We start from the raw sequence: 17,717 nt of genomic DNA on the forward strand, positions 1-17,717 counted from the left end.
ATTACTCCGGATCGTAGACATCGATGCGTATTTCCGTGTCCGGGTCTATGCGCCCGTCCGCGATCCTTCTCTGAAGTTCATCCTTACGATGATGCCCTCCAAGGATTGTTCCGTCACGGGAAACGAGGATCCCGTCTCCCTCTCCAGGGTTATTAATGCCGTCCAGGAGCTCTTCATTGCTCAGCTCCTCGTGGTACCACTGTGACGCTGGATCCCGGGTCGTCTGACCATCGCGGTATTTAGCGATGTCGCCAGCCTTTTCATGGCGGGTCGTGATCCCCGGCCCGCACCCGGAATTATGAACGAGGACAGGCGTCCGTCCCGCCAGCACATAGTATGTGTGGAAGTCGGCAATGGTGAGGTTGTGCACGGTCGCCCGCTGGCTCCAGCGGTGTACCTTGGTGACCTGTACCCGTTGTCCGGTCAGTGTGCGGAGTTCTTCTCCGGCGGCTAGATCGGTGGCGTTGACCCATGCTTGTATTTCCGGAACCCAGAACGGATGGCCGTCCGTGGCGGTGATCGTGGATGTATGTATCCTGCCGCCCACCTTGAGGGACAAGGTGATTTTGACCAGATTCTTCAGTCCCTTTCCGAGGATCTGGGCGGTGACTGTCTTGACGGTGGTGCGGCCGGTCTTCGGGTCGGTGGCGATGATTTTGTCGCCGGTTCTGACGTCTTCGATGGGCTTGGTCGTACCGTCGGCCATGAGGACCTGGGTGCCGGGAACGAAACTGTTGCAGGGCCCTGCCTTTCCGGCGGCCCCGCCACCCTTTCCGACGGCGCCAGCGGTGAGGAGTTCTAGCGCTACCGAGTTGATGGCGTCACGGATTCTGCCGCCGCGAGCGACAGCCTCGGCCTTATCGCTGCACTCCTCGGCGTTGTAGACGCAATAGGTGGCTGCGATTTCCTTGGCCTTTTTGACGTCTGTGCCGCCGTGCAGTACGTACTGGTAGGCTTGGGCGCAACCCTCACGGCCGAAGCAGGCGACACCCTCTTCGGATGATTCATAGACCGGGTTGTACCAGAAGTCGTCCGTGAACTCGCCGTTTGATCTGGGCGACCAGAATCGGTCTGAGAGTTCGTTCAGGTTGTTGGTGACTGGGGTGTTGGCTGCCACCCACTGCTTCTTGGCCTGGGCACGCTTATAGATGTTCCCGCGGTGGTAGTCGATCGTGCCGGTCTTGGCGTCGTAGCCGACTTCCCTATGGGTGTTCTTGCCGCAGAACTTCAGGTCGTACTGGCAGGAGTCTGTCCGGGATCCGATCTCCGTGCCGGCCGGGTCGGAGTAGGTCAGCGGGTTGTTGTTGGCGTAGCTGTAGCCGTGCATCTGCTGCGGGTCGGCGGCTGTGAAGACTGGGTCGACCGACTGGAACCGGCCCGTTGCCGGGTCGTACTCGCGAGCCCCGAGGTGGGTGAGGCCCGTCGCGATGTCGGTGGTGCCGCCGACGAAGCCTCTGGTTCCGGACCAGGAGCTGGGCGCGGTGCCGCGCAGTCCGCCGAAGGGCAGGGTACGGCGTTGGGTCAGCGCCTGGGTGTTGGCGTTGACGGACAGTTGGGCGGTGCCGTGGTGATCGGCCAGGGTGAAGGAGATGGTTCCGTCGTTGGTCTGCACGGCTTGGTGGCCGCCGCCGACGTCGAAGTAGCGGGTGCCCTTGGCGCTTGTGGCACCGGTGGGCAGCGTGACTTCAGTAGAGCCCAAGTAGAGGGTGGTCTCCGTCGGGGTGCGGCCGATCAGGCGGGTGCCGTCGGCGTCGTACAGGTACTCAGTAACCTTGTCGCTTCCGCCTTCAACGGGTTGGGTGACCTTGCCGAGGTGTCCTTCGGCGTCCCAGTCCAGGGTTTGGGAGGCGCCGTCGCCGAGCTGTCGGGTGTGAGTGTTGCCCGCGTCGTCGTAGCCGAAGCTGTCGGCGGACTTCACAGTGCCGGTGGTGGTGTCCACCGAGGTCAGCGAGTGCGGCCGGGTCGCGCCGGGGTCCGGGAAGTGATAGTTGCGCTGGGTGGTCGAGGCACCACTGGTGGTGGCGTGCTGGGTCTCGGTGAGCCGATTGCCGACCTTGTCGTAGGAGTAGGACGTCCAGTACGGGGCCGGGCCGCCCAATACTGAGGTGCTGGGTGTGGAAACGCAGCCGGTGGTCGGCTGGGCCCAGGCCTCGGTGAGCCGGCCAGCCCAGTCGTAGCTGAAGCACTGGTTGTCGGTGCCGGAACGGGAGGTGTCCGAGACGGACAGGACGTTGCCGGCCTCGTCGTAGGTGTAGGTGTTCTCCTGGTCCGTTCCCAGCACGTCCTGGCGGCCGATGGTCGTGGTTGCCAGCCGCTGAGTGCCCCACTGGTACGTGTTCTGCTCGTAGGTGGTCTTTCCGCCGTTCGCGGACAGCAAGTACTCCATCGGCTTGCCGGTGTAGCTGTAGCGGGCGTTTGCGGTCAGGTTCAGCGGGCCGCTGACCTTGATGGGCCGCTGGGTGCCGTCCTCGTAGGTGTAGGTGACGGTGTTGGCGGCGAGGTCACCGGCCTGGGGGTAACCGACGCCTCGCACCGTGCCTGAGGCGTTGTAGGACGTCGTCGACAGGTAGGTGCCCTGGAGCGTGCCCTCCTTCGACGGGATCGTCACCTGGGTACGCGTCGGCCGGTACAGCCGGTCGTAGGCGACGACACTCGACTTGTACTCCTGGCCGCCGCTGAAGCGGGAACTGGACGCGAGGTGACCCTCGGCGCCACTGATGGCGTCGTAGACCCACTTGGCGCGCAGGGTTCCGGTGGAGGAGTTTTCGCGCAGTTCGGTCTTGCGGCCCAGATCGTCGTAGCTGTAGGCGAGGACACTGCCGCGGCCGTCCCTGCTGGTGGTCAGCTGGGAGCGGTCGTCGTAGTCGTTGTGGCCGGCGCCCTTGTCCGGGTCCGTGGTGTCGGTCAGGCGGCCCATCAGGTCGTAGGTCCAGGTCCAGACATTGCCGTCGGGGTCGGTGACCTTGGCCAGTTCGCCTCGCGGGCTGTACTTGTAGGTGGTGGCGTCGTAGGCGGCTTCGGGGGCTCGGGCATGAAGCAGGCGTAGTTCGCTGGTGCGGCCGCGGGCGTCGGTGACGGTGGTTTGTGCGGTGCCGCCGGTCGGCGGGATGACGGTCGTGGTGTTGCCGTTGTAGATGGTCTTGGTGATCCCGAAAGCGGTACCGCCGTCGCCGTTGCCGGCGATCTGCCGCTGCTCTGTCTGCCGGCCTAGACCGTCGTAGGTGTGGCGGGTCTGGGTCTCTACGCTCAGAGCCTTTTCCGGCTTGAGGAGCGTGGTCGAGGGTGCGTCGGTGATGTAGTAGGACGCGAACTCCTTGCCGACCAGGCCCCGTTCGTCATAGAAGGTGTCGGCAAGTAGGGTTCCGCCCTCCGGGCCGGGCACCTGGGTCTGGCGGGTGCGCAGGAAGCCGTCGTAGAAGGTGTACGAGGTGTCCTGCGCACCGGAGTTGCCGATGATCTTGGTGGCTACCACGACCGGCTGGTTTTCGGCGACGGTGTAGCTGAACTCATAGCTGGGGGTCTGGCCGGTGAGGCGGTCCGCCCGCCACACCTTGGCGGTGCGCCCGAGCGCGTCGTACGCGTACGTGGTGACCTTGCCGTTGGTGTCGGTCTCTGTGAGCGGCAGACCGCGCAGTGCCTCGTAGGCGGTGGTCGATGTCTGCGCCGTGGTCGTGTCCGTCGGCGTGGCGGGTGGGGTGGTCACCGTACTGCTGGTCGGAAAGCCGGAGGTCGGGTTGTATGCGGTTGTAGTGACTCGCCCGTCGGTGCGGACGGCCCGGGTGAGCGTGCCCGCGGAGGTGACAGTGAGGTTGGCGGTCAGGTCGGTAGTGACGAGTCCTCGGCCGTAGCCGTCGTACGTGGAGGTGGACTCCAGGTAGACGGCACTGGTGCCGCTGTACGTCTTGAGTTTCGCCGTGCGAGTGGCGTCGCCCTTCGTGGACGCAGCCCCGTACGCTCCGCCGTCGTAGGCCGTGCGGACATCGGACATGACGTCGTCGGGGCGGCTGGTGGTGGCGTCGCACGCCTTGGCGACCGTTTCGATCCGTGCGGGGGCCCCGAGCGGGACGCTACCGGCGACGTAGGTGGTGCGGGTGCACTGGTCGTCGGCTGCGGTGGCGGTGTCGCCGAGGTCGTTGGTCTGCGTGACCAGACCGGTGGTGGTGTCGTGGGTGTCGGTCGTCGACGTGGTCTGCCACTTGACGCCCGCGCCGTCGTCCAGCGAGGTCCACGACTGGCTGGAGGCGGTCCCGGTCAGGTTGGCGGTGACGGTGCCCCAGTCGCGGACCTTCTTCGCGGTTTGCTGGTACCAGGGGCGGCTGACGCTCTTGGCCAGTACCTTGCCGCCGGGAGCGGAGTAGGTGACGCTCTTGTAGGCGAAGCCGGCTTGAGACTCGTGGTCGGTGATCGCGTCGCCCTCGCCGGAGCCGAGTGCGATGGACACGGTCTTGGTGCCGCCGGAGGCGTTCTTGCGGTCACCGTTCATGCCGCGCAGGAAGTACGAGTCCTCCTGCGACTTCATCGCCGAGGCGCCGCCCTGACCGCCGGAACGCACCCGGACGTGGCCATAACCGCGCCACTGCGACCAGGTCTTGGACTTCTCCTTGGTCATGCCGTCATCGTCGTCATAGTGCCAGGCGGCACCGTCCAGGTAGTCGTACATGGTGACCTGGTCGGGGGCGCCGCCGGTGCGGTCGGTCTGGGTGACCGTGGCGACCACGTATTTGTTGAACCACTGCAGGTCCGGGTCGTCACTGGTGCTGCCGCCGATGTACTGGGGAAAGCAGCGGGTGGTGTTGGTTTCCGGGGTGGGCAGCGCGTCGAAGGCGCACTCCGAGGCCTCGTATCCGACGTCGATCTGGCCGCCTACCTCGTCCGCGACAGAGGACAGTCGGTCTTTGAGGAACGGGGCATAGCCGTCGCCGGTCTTGTCGAGCCGGTTCGCGAGTGTTTTGTAGGCGAAGGTGACCTTCGGCGGGGTGAGGGAGGTGTTGCCGGCGCCGTAGCCGGTGTGCTGGACGGAGTCCAGCAGCAGTTGGTAGTCGGTGTCGGCCATGCCCCAGCGGTGGGCGAGCTTCCAGTCGTCGACGTTGCTGTACGAGCCGGACACCAGCACCTGGGTGGCGACGGAGGTCAACCGGTTGCGGGTGAAGAACACCGGGGAGAAGCGGCCGTTGTCGCAGTCGGTGCCCGCGTTGCAGTTCATGTCCCAGGGGGTGTCGTACCAGTACTGGGCGCCCGTGGAGATGGACGAACAGGTGGTCGAGGCATCCGGGATGCACCGCTCACTGCTGGTGAAGTCGACCTTGGCGAGCGCCTTCGCCGAGTACATGGCGTTCGATTTCAGCCCGTACTCGATCCGGTCGAGCGTTCCTCCACGCACATACGGGGTGTCGTCGGCAGCGGTGAGGTTGCGGCCGTAGGAGTTGGGCTCCTTGTCGTAGTAGTACGCGACCGCGTTGTTGTGCGGGTCCACGACGTAGTCCAGGTTCCAGCGCCAGCCCTGCTGGCACCAGGATGCCGCGAACGTCGAGGCGTGGCACTGCTCGCCGGCGTCGTCGCCGAAGACCGGAACCGTCCAGGCTGAGTCGGTGGTCTCGTTGCCGCTGACCCAGCCGGGCAGCCGGTTGTAGCCGAAGTAGTACTGGGTGCCGTCGGGGGTGGTCACCCGCCAGTACTCGTCATTGCGGGCGTCATTGGAGCGCACATCGGAGGGGGTGCCGTAGATCCGGTCGATCTTTGTGCCGTCGTCGTTCTGGAGCTTGAAGGAGTTGGTGCCGTTGGGCACCAACTCCCCGCCCGAACCGTTCAGCGACAGTGTGGCGTTGTCGTACGCCCAGCACTGGTCGCCCGGCTTGTTGCCGTCGGCGTTGGTGACGCCGTCGTCCGCGCAGCTCTTGTACTTGCGCTCGATGAAGCCGGGTGCCAAGTCGAAACCGTCACCCACCCACGATGCCTGATTGTTGGTGTTCCCGCTCCTGCCGTCGATTCCGCCGGAGGAGTAGGAGAGGCCGACCTGTGGGGTGAGCCCGCCGGGCACCTGCGGCACTGGCATGTCGTAAGCCCACGAGAAGGAGCCACTGCTCAGATCGGTACTCCAGGTCGACGAGGCGGCCAGGGCGGTTGCCTTGAAGTCGCCCTTGTCGCTGCTCGCGCCAGCGGTGGCGGCCAGCACGGTCGCGGTGCTCGCGCTCAGAGCGACCGAGTTCGCGGTCAGCGTCTGCTTCTCGGTGTCGTTGACGGTGCTGACCGGGGTGGTCGTCCGGCACTGCGCCTTCTGTGGTGTGGTCAGTGCGCACTGCGGCAGCCGGACCAGGGTGAGCCTGGAGGAGTAGCTGCCGCCGTACAGACCGGCGAACGAGGAGTAGTCCAGTCCGGCGCGCACCTTGCCGGCCCGCTGCGTGCCATCTGAACGGGGGGTCAGGGCGAAGACTGGGCCGTCGACGCCTGTCTTGCGTGAGGCTTCGCGGGACAGCGTGCGCACGGTGTAGCTGCCAGCAGCCGCGCCTGTCCGGTTCTTCGTGCCCAGGGTGAGGGGCAAGCCCGCGACTGGGGAACTGTCCTGACTGAGGGTCACCGACTTGGCGGCTGTCTTCGGCCAGGTCGTGGCGGGTGTCTTTGCGGGTGTTCGGGGTCCCTTGGTCACGCTGCGGGGGATGGCCTTGCCGGCCGGGCGGACGTCGATGGGTGACTCGGACTTCGGCAGTGCGGGTTTGTGCCAGCCCTCGGCGACGGCGGGTACTCCCGCAGTCTGAAGCAGGGTCGCGGTCATGAGGGTGGCCGTGGTGATTGCCACTCGGCGCCATGGCCGGGTCGTTCTGGAGCGGGGTCCGGTCTTCATGCGCGTTCGTTTCCTCCCGTTGAGTGTCCGCGGGCAGCGGGACAACCGCGCACGGCGCGGTGAAGAGTGGGGGCTGGGGCGGGCCCGCTACGTGCGGCGGGCCCGCCCCGGGAGCGGTGCGGGTCAGTCGCCGCTGGGGACCTGGGTCTCCACGCCGGGCATGCCGACGGAGAGGTGGCCGATCTGCGTCTCGGTCAGCGCGCCCTGGAAGACCCAGACGTCGGAGAGTGCGCCGGGGAAGTACTGGCCGGGCGTGCTCCCCATGGTGTCCCGGCCGAGCTGCAGGGTTTTCGTGGCTTTGTATGTCAGGACGTCATCGGCCCACGAGAGGCTGTCGGTGCAGCTCGCGTCGTCCTGTACTCCGTTTTCGTCTGCGTCGGCGCATTCGGCGGTTTCCTGTATCTCGCCGTTGACGTAGAGGCGCAGCTCCTTGGAGAAGCCGTCGTAGACGAGGGCCACGTGGTTCCAGTCGGTGGGGCTGAAGAACATGCCGTTGCCGATGTCGGAGACCCCGGCGGAGGCGTTGTCGGCGCTCGCCGTCGAGATCCGCCAGCGGCCCGGATCGGTGCCGGGAGTGGCACTGGGTTCGTAGCGCACCGCGAACGCGCTCTTCGTGGCCCCGGGTGCGCTGATGACGGTGACGGGTCTGGTCGGGATAGCCGCCGTCTGGACGAAAGCGCTGACGGTGAAGCTGGCGCTGGTGTCGACCGGCACCACCGAGGCCGCGGCGTAGTCGTTAATGCCGTCGAGAACGACGGCACCATCGATATCGCCGTCTGCCAAGTCAGAGCCCGCGGCGGCTTCGTTGTAGAGAGTCATGGCGTTGCCCGAGGCGGAGGCGTCCGGGGAGGTTGAAGGGGTGCCGGAGGACGTCTCGAATTTCCAGCGCCCCTTGACCACCGCGCGCTGCTTGAACAGTTGCTGCACTTCACCGGCGGACAACAGCCGGTCGTAGTACCGCACGTCGTCGATCTGGCCGGGGAAGAACGAGGTGGGCGTGCCCTCGAATGAGCTGGCGCCTATCTGTACGGCTCCCCCGGCGTACCAGGTCGAGGGCAAGGCTGCTGTGCCGGCCAGGCTCCCGTTGACATACAGCGAGAGGGTGTCTGCTTCGGTGTCTTGCACGCCGACCAGGTGGGCCCACTCGCCCCCGTACGCGGTGGTGCCCGCCGGTTGGATGGCCCGCACCACGGTCGAGTCGGTGGTGTCAGCACTGTGCTGGTTGAACACCCAGCGGTCATAGGTGTTCGAGTAGTACAGTTCCGGGCCGGTCACCTTGGCGCCGGCCTGCGCGGTGACGGTCGCAGCGTGTGTTGGTTTGGTCTTCGGCAGCTTCACCCAGGCCGCGACGGCGAAACTGGACGAGGTGTTGATGTGCGGGCCGCCGGTGGTCGCATAGTCGTCGATGCCGTCCAGGGTCAGCGCGTTGCCGTCGATGCCGGCCGAGCCGGCTACGGCGCCGCCCTTCAGAATCGCAGGGTTCACGTCGGCCCGGCCGCTCAGCACGGTCGCGTCGGCAGGATCGTCCATGTGGAAGACCGCGCGGGCGGGGCGGCCGCCGGCGATCGAGTTCGAACTGTAGAGGCTTGTGACCTCGTCCGCCGACAGCGGCTTCTCGAAGGTCTTCACCTCATCGATGGCGCCGGGGAAGGGGGAGGCGGGCACAGACGCTCCGGCAACGAAACTGCCACCGATCATCATGCCGCGCCGCGCGTTCCAGGCCGTGCTGTAGGCCGTGGTGCCGGCCAGTTGGCCGTTGACGTACAGCTTCAGCAACTTCTCGCCAGCGGAATAGATGCCGACCAGGTGCGTCCACTCACCGGCTTTGGCTCCGCCGGGAGCGGCCTGCATGGCGCGGACGGGGGTGCCACTGGCGCTGTCGGAGCTGTACTGGTTGAACACCCAGCGGTCGTATCCCTTGGAGTAGTACAGCTCGTACCCCGGGGCGTTGTTGCCCCGTTGGGAGACCGCGACGGCCGCCCCGGACGGCAGGGCGGAAAGTTTCACCCACGCGGACACCGAGAAGCTGACATCCGTGTTGATCGTGGCGAGGTCGGTGGCGGCGTAGTCATCGACGCCATCGAATTGCACCGCCGTGCCGAATCTGCCCGCCGTCCTGGGGGTGGGTCCGTTGTACAGACCTACAGTCTGTTCGGGGGCGCTGCCAGCTACCGCGGTGGCGCCGGATGCCTCGCCCATGGACCAGGCGGCCCGTTCACGCTGGCCCGCCTTGACCCGGAACTGGTAGTACACGATCTCTGAGGCATTGCCGGCAGCGTCGAACGACTGAGCCGAGAAGGTGTTCGGGCCCGGCCGCAGCGGCAGGACGGGCACGGTTCTAGCTGCCCCGCCCGAGGTGGTGACGCTGTTGGTCGAGACCGGGTCGCCGTTGAGGCCGTACCAGTACTTGGTCACGTCAGCTTCGGCACCGGTGATCACGAAGTCGCCGTACTGGCCCACTCCGTCGTAAAAGGGATCGTTCGGGTCAGCGGCGTTCTTGGCCGGGTAGATGGCGGAGGAGATGGACGGGCCCTTAGGGGCGAGTGGGTCATACTTGAAGTAACAGGCGGTCGGGTCACCCGAGTACGACCACGGTGAGTACTGGGCGCCGTCGTAAGAACGGACGTACCAGCTGACCGTCTTGTCCGGGGGGATGGAAGACGGCAGAGTGATCACGAAGTCCGAACCGGACCGTTTCTCCGTCGTCCGGCCGGACTTCCAGCGGGTGACCACACCCTTGCTGTCACCGGTGTCCCAGCTCGCCCAAAATTCCACGGAGACGGAGTCACCGTCCGGGTCGGTGACATTGTTGGCGTAGATCTTGCCGAGGGTGCGCACCCGCGCGGCGCTGGAGGGCTTCTTGCACGCGCCGCCGTACTCCATCGTCAGCTGTGACATCTTGATCTGCGGCGGCGGACGGTTGTACTCCACGCGCAGGTAGGCGTCGTCCGAGAACCGCTTCCAGCCGTACCCGTCGCTCTCGCTCTCCGCCTGGAGACCGAAGGTCATCGTCGACCACTTCTTGTCCGCCGCCTGCTGGACCGCAGACTTCACATCGAACTCCGCGTCCCTTGCCGCGCAACCGGTGAACCCGTAGGCGAACGACGCGGTCCTGATGTGGTCGATCCAGAAGCCGCTCGCGTTCTGCGAGTCCCAGGTCGTCGATGAGGAGATGTCCTTGGTGCGCCACAACTCCACGCCCTTCGCCGTGCAGGACGCCGACCAGGTGTTGCGGACAACGAACTCCGCCGAGATCACGCTGCGGCCGGCGAACTTCGAGGTGGGGATGCGATAGAAGAGCCGCTTGGTGTCGTGCGGGGCGCAGTAGGACCAGTTGCAGTAGCCCATGCCCGCATCCGAGTCACCGTTGAACTTCCACTGAGGGGATGACGCCCAGTACTTGGAGGCCATCGTCCAGGCGGTGGCCTTCGGGGAGTACCACTGGGGATCGATGAAGACGGGGTAGACCGTGTCCTTGCCCCGCAGCACGTCGTGATCAGGCGTCAGCACGAGTCTGTCCTGGGCTGCGGGAACGTCGACGCCGACGGGCGCCATGTTCGCGGACTCGGCAGCTGCGGTCCCGGAAATGTCGGTGTCGGTCTTGGCTTGGGCGGCCGCAGCGGTGGCCTTGGTGAGGGCGGATTGCTGGGCGGTGCCACTGGGGGCCTGGGTACTCGAGTCCCACATCATGGGGCGGGGGGCCTCGAAGACCGCGCTGCCGGCGCCCTGGTCGAGCGCTGCCAAACCGCCGTCCGCGGTCTCCTCCACGCTCATGCCGTCGGCATCCAGGTCCAGACGCAGTTCGCTCAGTTCCGTGCTCGCCGCAGCCTCGGCCGACTTGACGATCAGAAGCTGGGTGAAACCGTCCTGCTGTGCTGACATGCGCAGGTCAACCCCAGGCAGCACGTCCTGATAGGTAACCGTGCTCCCTTTCAGCTCTGGAGTTGGAAGGTGCCCGGGCCAGGACAGCGCGAGTTCACGGCCGCTCTTCTTCATCCGCACCAGCGGCACCGACCCGCCACCGGAGAACGCAAGGCCGACCGTTGTGGCAGCGGGGGCCACCATCCCGTCCGGCCTGCGGGCCAGGGTGGTGTCGATGTCCCGCCACTTGCCGTCCACCCGGGTCCGTACGGGACGCAGGTGTTCCCGGGCCTCCAGTTTCCCCTCCGGCGTGGCGAATACCTCGCTGCTCTCCCCACGTAATGAGGCGATCTCGACTCGCTCGCCCGTGCGCGCGGCTTCCGCCAGCGCCTGAGCGTCCGCGCCCTCCCCCGTGCCAGTCTCCGCCCCGGTGCCGGCTGCGTCGGCGCCGGGGGCTCCGGTCACCGAACTGTTCGTGCCCCTCGCGCTCGCCGCTGCTGCGCCGCCGAACATGCCTGTAGTGAGCGCCATGGCTGTGACGAGGGCGACGCAGCCTCTGCGTCGCCCTCGTCCGCCCCCGTGCGAGTTCACGTGAACTCCCCCGTATGAAGATGAGTTGGACCCTGGTCGAACGCGTTCAGCCAGGTGGTCAGATTGCAACATAAGACATCCACAACTTTCTTACTAGAGACTCACATGTGGATGCATGTTGCGTATGGGGGCAATGGGGCGAAATTTATGCGGTGGTCCTGCAATCACTGGTCGAGTCCCAGGAGTTGTCGCCAGCAGCGCACCACGACCGCGGCAGGTACGTTTTCTGCGGCGCCTGCCTTGCGTGAGCACAGAGCAACGCCAGCCAGTGCCGTGCCCTCTGGTCCCAAATCGAGCCAGCCGAAGGGCACTTCGCTACTCCCCCGCTAGGCTCTGGAGCGTTTCGGCCCCGGCGCACGCCGGGGTTTCTTGTGCGGGTGCTCCAGACGGGCGCCCGGGAATGGGGGCAGTGATGAACGTTTCTTCAGCAGGAAGACGCTTCGCCGCGGTGTTGGGTGTCGTGTCAGTGCTGGCGCTGGCTGGCGCGTGCGGTACAGAAAGCGGAGATCACGCTGAGAAGCCCAACGGGGCGGTTGCCGCGTCCACAAAGTCGGCGAGCTCGGCGCCTCCGCGGTCAGCCCCATCTCCTGCCTCCGCGCTTGGGAGGGGACTCGATCAAAAGAGCCTCGACCGTCTGGCGCTCACCGCAGACGACATCCCCGGCTACACCGTCAAGACCGTCACGGGCAAGGGCAGCCCGGTCAACCACGACGCGCTCACGGCCTACCGCGCCGTCACGCCCGCACCCTGCCAAGCCGTCTACGCGGCCGCACAACTGGGCGGCCTGCGGAATTTCACAGCCCAGGTCAGCCAGGACATCGTGTCCGACTCCGACGATCTCGGGCAGCACGCGAGCGTCAGCCTGACGTCCTACCCCCTTACCGACGCCCGGACAATAATGACCACACTGCGCACAGCTCTTCCGCAGTGCACCACCGCCGAGATACGCCCGTCCTCTGCCCACCCTGGTCCCGGACTGGGCTATTCCGATGCCCAGGCCCGGCCCGTTTCCGGCTACGGGGACGAAACCCTGGCCTTCGACGCCACCCAGGTCGCCGTCAGCGGGGGACCCAGCATCCCCGTCACCGTCCTGATCATCCGCCAGGATTCCACCGTCGCCACCTTCATGTCCCTGAACCCCTTCCAGCCCCCGAGCATCCCCCAGGACCTCATCGAGGCACAGCTGAAAAAGCTCGCCTGAACTCCTCACCCTGCAGGCCAGGACACTCCAGTTGTCTGGAGCCCGCCGCGCAGGACCAGGAAGCCACTGGCACAGTTCGTCGGGACCTGGACCTGGTCCTGCGCCAGCATCACCGTCAAGGCCGACGGCTCATTCGATTACCGCTGTCTGACCATGGTGCAGTGCTCGGAGCACGCCCCGCCGTGTGACCAGGGCACCGAAATGGGGGGCAGGGCCTCCGGGACCCTTCGCGAGGGCCGCTCTGCTGACAAAGCCGTCGGCACAGTAGTCGACGCGCTCCCAAACGCCCCGGCGGGGTCCTCCATCACGATCATCCCTGAGCCGTATATGGCTATCGACGTCACGATCAACAAGAGAGAATTCGGCCTGTTCTGTGAACCGGGCGCACAGCGCTGTGCCGGCCATGTGGGCTCAGGGTGAAGGCCGTGCGAAGCCGTGCCCGGTGGGCGAGGCTGAGCGCTCAACTCCGCTGCCCGATGTAGCGTCTCGGCTGTAGCCCGGCCCCGCCCCGGTCGGGCTTGGACCTGCCGTGCGAGCGGCGCCCGAAGGACGCTCCGCGCAGCGGATCGGGCGTGCAGCCATGCATGCCTGGTAGACCGTGACACCGGTAGGTGCGTCCCCCTGTGTGCGTCACCAGCGCTCGTCGAGTCCATCCCAGTCTTGCTGGGCGAATGCGTCTGCCCACTTCGTGGTTACGCCCGTCCCGTCGGCGAATAGGCCTGGAGCGACCTCCCACTCGGAGGCGCGTGGCAGGAGGGCGAGCACGTCGCTCTGCAGGCCAGGCATCCGGCCGTCTTGAGCCGCTCGTACACGCTCGGCAATGGATCGCAGAATGGATACTCGAATGCCGAAGGGTCCGAGGTCGGCTGTGAGGTAGTTGGGCTCGGTGTCCAGAACAGGCTCGCCTGCCCTGATGGCAGAGAGGAAGGGTGCGTAGTAGGCGGCGATGAAATGGTCCGGGCTACTGACGCGAAAGTCGATGGCTTCCGGTTCGTCCTCCTCTGGGTCCACCGAGTACAGGCGAAGCCACTCCTGACCGTTGGTCTTCTCGAAGTACGCGCAGCACCCGTACGCGATCTCAGGTGGCGTGCCCGCGACGGACCGGATCATCCGCTTCTGGAGGCGCATCTTCCTCTTCAGATCGGCATCGATGGGCGTTGAGCGGCCCTTCGCCTCAGCCACGACCCAGCCCCCCGTCCTGCGCTGCCCGAAGAGGTCGGGACGGCTCTTGGTATTCGGAGGGACGACGAGCTGATACGACCCGCCGTACCGATCGACATGCATCAGGAAGCGCACGTCGAGAAGCTGGGTCGCGAAGATGCCAGTCATGGCCTGGCCCACCGCGTAGGAGAGCGCGACCTTCTCCGAGCGGTCCAGCTCGCGGGCCAAATCGGAGCGGGTGATCCGACCGTCCCGTCGTCGGCGAAGGTAGGCGGGCATGAGGGCTACCCGGTGCAGCCACTCGAATACCGAGGTCCAGCCGTGACCGGCAGCGTCGCCGGGTGCACGGCCGGTAGTGAAAAGGGCATGAGCAAGTGCGTCGGCCGTGAAGATGAGGCGGTGGGTACCGTTCAGTCCAGGAGGAGTGGAGAACTCAACTGCCCTGTACGTAACGACAAACTCATTGGGTTGCACACATCCCCCTGTGACGGCACCTCCCTTAAGCGTGGCACGAGACCGCCGTGATGATCTCCCCGGTCCCCCCTCCCCCCAGTCCTGCACCATGTCGTAAGTGACACAGCCCGCCTACGTCCTGGAGCGGCAGCCTTCCCAGCGTGTGAGGACAACTCTGCCGGGGACGCTGGCCAGTGCAGTCAGACCATGAGTCATGAATCCTCCTACGGGTGACGCCTGTTTCGAAGGCGGATCACAGCTGGTGAGGGTCGTGCGTGTGGCCACGCCGGCGGAGGCGGAAGGAGGAGCGGTGGGATCGCGCAGATACCGGCGCTCCTCTGCCGTATCTGGCAATCTTGCAGGTTGCTGAACTATCCGGGAGGGAGACCCCGTTGTGGCTGAAGCGCTGCCCGGCTCCGTCGAGGCTGGTGACGATGACGCCGACCGCGAAGCAGTCGAACAGGAGCGCGCCAAGCTGCGGGAGTTTGTTGCGGGGCTGAGCGCGGACGACATCAAGTCTGGCGGCTGGTTCGCGAAACTCTGTGCCCAGGCACTACGGTCGTACACCGAGAGGGCGACCTGGGAGTACTTTCAGCAGAAGTACAAGGGTGTGCCCGCGGACGGGATCGTCGGGCAGCAGATCAAGCTGGCGGCAAAGAGCGCCATGATTGAAGGCGGGCTCACCTCCAGCCTCTACACCGGGACGATCGCCGCGACCATCGGGTCGTTGGGCGGTGCCAGTCCCGCCGCCGTCCCCGCCGGTGTGGCAACGTTCATGGTTGACCTGACGTACATCAGCCAGCTACAGATGCGCCTGGCCTACGACATCGCGGTGATCTACCGGATTCCCCTGGACGTGGACGATCCCGAAGACGTGATGAAACTCGTCCGGGTGGCATTCGGCATCAAGGCCGGAGAAGTCGCCCGCGGCAGCATGAAGTTCGTACCCGGCCTGGTCCGGCAAGTCCTCAAGAAGTACTACTCCGGCCCGGTACTCGCCGCCGCGAAGAGCCTTCCGTTCATCGGGAAACACCTCCTGCAGCGCAACATCATCAAGTTCGGCATTCCCGGCGTCGGGATCCCCCTCACCATCCTCGTGAACCGCTACACCACCGTGGCTGCGGGACGCCACGCCAGGTCTGTGTTTCGTGACGAAGCAAAGGTGATCGAACTCGCCGACGCTTTGATCCGGCGTACGCAGCACCCGCGGCTGATGCTGTGGGTTGCGTGGCTCGTCATCAACGCTGACGGCAAGATCACTGACTCCGAGACCCTGCTGTTCCAGCAGCTGACGCGGCTTGCTCGGGAACGGCATCAGGTCGATGACGAGCAACTCGCCAACGTCGTCAGCATCGACCCGGACGAGGTCTGGCACCGCATCGACACCGAGCCCGGAGACCTCAGTGACGTGGTCTACGCCGCCGAACGGGTCGCCGCCGTCGATGGGGATCTCAACACTCATGAGAAGGCAGTCATCGCCGAGCTGCGCGGGCGCTGCCAGCGACGCTAGCCCGCGGTGCACAGACCGCTCAAGAGCGTCAGCTCCCGCCACCTGCGCGCCGAATGCTGGCCAGCTGGTGCGCTGGGTCTCCAAGAACTACGCACCGGGTTCGCGGCGCAGCAAGGCCGACTCCCGGTTGTCGAGGCGGCCGTCGAGGCTGTGCGTGGATGGACGAGTGGCCCCCGGCCCGTCGTCACCAAACTGGTCGGGGTCGGTGCCGTCACGTGATGTGTGCGTTGTCCCGGGAGCTTGCCGCACGCTCTGGTCTCCGTCTCCCGCTTCCGGAGACGCCGCCAGGCAGCGGCCCGTTACCTGTGCGCGTCTGCCTGGGCTTTTCGGCTCAGGGTCGCTGGCTTGTCCTACCTGGCTGGCGCCGTGGCGGCTCGCTGGGTGGGGTGTGGCCGCTGACGGCGTTCATGAGGTCGGGGATGTGGGCCGCACGGGCCTTGTCCAGAGCGCGGACAGCAAAGCTGTACACCAGCACAAGGCGACATATGTAGATTCCAGCGAATGCGGCGATGCCGACTACGTAGACCCACGCTGGCAGCCCTGCACACAGGGCTGCCAGCGATGCGGCAGCGCCTGGCAGCCGACGGAGCTCGTTCATCGGGGTCCTCCCTGCCCACCCGCGTGCCGTCGGGCCGCCCGACGTTCGAGGATGCAGGCCAGACGGGTGAGACTGACGCGGATCCACGCCGCCCACAGCGCCACGACAGCCATCAGCAAGCGCTCGTCGCGTGCGAGAGCTGCGACGGCGAAGGAGGTCGGCGGCCCCAGTGGTCCTGTGGCGACCAGGCCGATGACGATGCCCACTGCTGTCGCCCCCGACACCAGCACCCTGGCGCGGCGGCGGGCCTGCTCCGCGTGGACGCCTGGCGGCTTGCGGTATATCCGGCGCAGCCGCGCGACGCTCAGGGCATGACCGGCGCAGTAGGCGGTGACCCGCCCAGCACTTGCGAGCCGGCCCTGGCCGCCGGCATCCCGCACGGGCTGGAGTTCTCCGCACCATTCCGCATAGCTCTCCTCGCGCACGTCGGCCGGCAGCACACGGCACAGGCACCTGAGCACGAGGCAGGCCAGGTGCAGGCCACGGGTGTTCATCCACTCCCCCGGGAGCCGTTCTTGCGCTTGGTTCTGCGAGGCCTGAGCGTGAACACCGCGATCACCGACAGCAGTTCGGCCGTGTACGTGCCGATGTCACCGACAAGGCCATGCGAGTCGTCGAAAGCAAAGATCAGCGCGGCTGCGATCAGAGGTGCGGCCCGGAGCATCTCGGCTGAGTCATCGTCGGGCGGCGGCATCAGGAAACCTGCAGTGCGGCGCTGTCCGAGGCAGTAGGCGAGAGCCCGCGTCGAAGCCCGCCACCGGGGCAGCGCTTCGTCATCGCAGATCGCGGGAAGTTCAGCCGCCCACTCCGCGAAGCAGTCCTCCGCCTGCTCGGCGGGCAGCCCTCGGCAGATCCGGCGCAGGATGAACTCTCCGGCACGCAGCGCCCAGGGTGTACGGCTCATCAGATGGCTCCCGGGGCGGGGCGGGTCGCACCGGCGCCACCCCTGCTGCGGCGTTGGGCCAGTTCCGCGAGCTCCAGGCGCGCCCAACGCGCGCCTTCAGCGGTCAACTGGTAGTAGCGGCGGGGTCTTTGTCCTTCCTCAGCCGGCGTCTCCCAGTGCGCCTCGACCAGTCCGCCCTCCTTCAGGCGGGCCAGCAGCGGGTACAGGGTCCCGCTCTGCAGGGCTGTCGCCTTCATGAGGTCGTAGCCGTACCGGGCAGCTGCGGGGTCCTCCAGGAAGGCCCGCAGCACACATTCAAGCGTCCGGGTCATCTTCACGACGCTTAATCTACACATGTAGGAATCTTGGTGTCTGCCGTTTTCGTCGGCACCGCGGGCAGTCGCCCGCCGCCCCCTGCCCGCCATGAACAACCGGTGGCTCGTGCAGGGGCATCGCGCCTGTCGAACGGCTCCGGGACCTTCGGGTGCCGAAGCCGGACGCGCCTCGTTGCAACTGCGATTCTCACTGAGCCTCCGCCAACTTGAAGTCGCTGCTCAAAGGACTGGCGTGCTGGTCTGTCGGCGTACTCCCGCTGGTCGTGGACGGCAGTCCACGAAGTAG

8 protein-coding genes are annotated in these 17,717 nt (G+C 66.3%); 2 read left to right on the forward strand and 6 right to left on the reverse strand.

All coding sequences use genetic code 11. The annotated features are described in order from the left end of the window. Position 1: 1 nt before the first annotated feature. Together ACGFWE_RS41390 and ACGFWE_RS41395 are read right to left on the reverse strand one after the other, a co-directional pair. The gene (locus tag ACGFWE_RS41390; protein ID WP_393605665.1) at positions 2-6,769 is read right to left on the reverse strand and encodes a polymorphic toxin-type HINT domain-containing protein; all 6,768 of its coding nucleotides are present in this window, start codon (positions 6,767-6,769) and stop codon (positions 2-4) included. Between the two features lie 192 nt (positions 6,770-6,961). After that, positions 6,962-11,164: a LamG-like jellyroll fold domain-containing protein gene (locus ACGFWE_RS41395; protein WP_393605667.1), complete on the reverse strand. Its 4,203-nt coding sequence runs from the start codon at positions 11,162-11,164 to the stop codon at positions 6,962-6,964. 538 nt (positions 11,165-11,702) lie between these two features. On the opposite strand from ACGFWE_RS41395, the gene ACGFWE_RS41400 reads away from it, so the two are divergent. After that, positions 11,703-12,491, forward strand: a complete 789-nt coding sequence (locus tag ACGFWE_RS41400) for a hypothetical protein (protein ID WP_393605669.1) — start codon at positions 11,703-11,705, stop codon at positions 12,489-12,491. A gap of 630 nt (positions 12,492-13,121) precedes the next feature. On the opposite strand, the gene ACGFWE_RS41405 is transcribed toward ACGFWE_RS41400, so the two are convergent. Then, positions 13,122-14,126, reverse strand: a complete 1,005-nt coding sequence (locus tag ACGFWE_RS41405; protein ID WP_352390996.1) for a hypothetical protein — start codon at positions 14,124-14,126, stop codon at positions 13,122-13,124. Positions 14,127-14,499: 373 nt separating this feature from the next. Between ACGFWE_RS41405 and ACGFWE_RS41410 the strand changes: the two genes are divergently transcribed. After that, complete coding sequence (locus ACGFWE_RS41410) at positions 14,500-15,615, forward strand: hypothetical protein (protein ID WP_352390995.1); 1,116 nt, start codon at positions 14,500-14,502, stop codon at positions 15,613-15,615. 594 nt (positions 15,616-16,209) lie between these two features. Here the strand turns inward: ACGFWE_RS41410 and ACGFWE_RS41415 are convergent. From ACGFWE_RS41415 to ACGFWE_RS41425, 3 genes are read right to left on the reverse strand one after another with little or no spacing between them, the layout of a single operon-like run. Next, positions 16,210-16,707, reverse strand: a complete 498-nt coding sequence (locus ACGFWE_RS41415) for a hypothetical protein (RefSeq protein WP_393605672.1) — start codon at positions 16,705-16,707, stop codon at positions 16,210-16,212. Further along, positions 16,704-17,117, reverse strand: a complete 414-nt coding sequence (locus tag ACGFWE_RS41420) for a hypothetical protein (RefSeq protein WP_393605674.1) — start codon at positions 17,115-17,117, stop codon at positions 16,704-16,706. The genes ACGFWE_RS41415 and ACGFWE_RS41420 overlap by 4 nt, the downstream gene beginning before the upstream one ends. Further along, complete coding sequence (locus tag ACGFWE_RS41425) at positions 17,117-17,428, reverse strand: PadR family transcriptional regulator (protein WP_393605675.1); 312 nt, start codon at positions 17,426-17,428, stop codon at positions 17,117-17,119. Before ACGFWE_RS41425 ends, ACGFWE_RS41420 begins: the two co-directional genes overlap by 1 nt. Positions 17,429-17,717 lie beyond the last annotated feature (289 nt).

It is taken from the genome of Streptomyces sp. NPDC048523, assembly GCF_043199815.1.
Classification (GTDB): domain Bacteria; phylum Actinomycetota; class Actinomycetes; order Streptomycetales; family Streptomycetaceae; genus Streptomyces.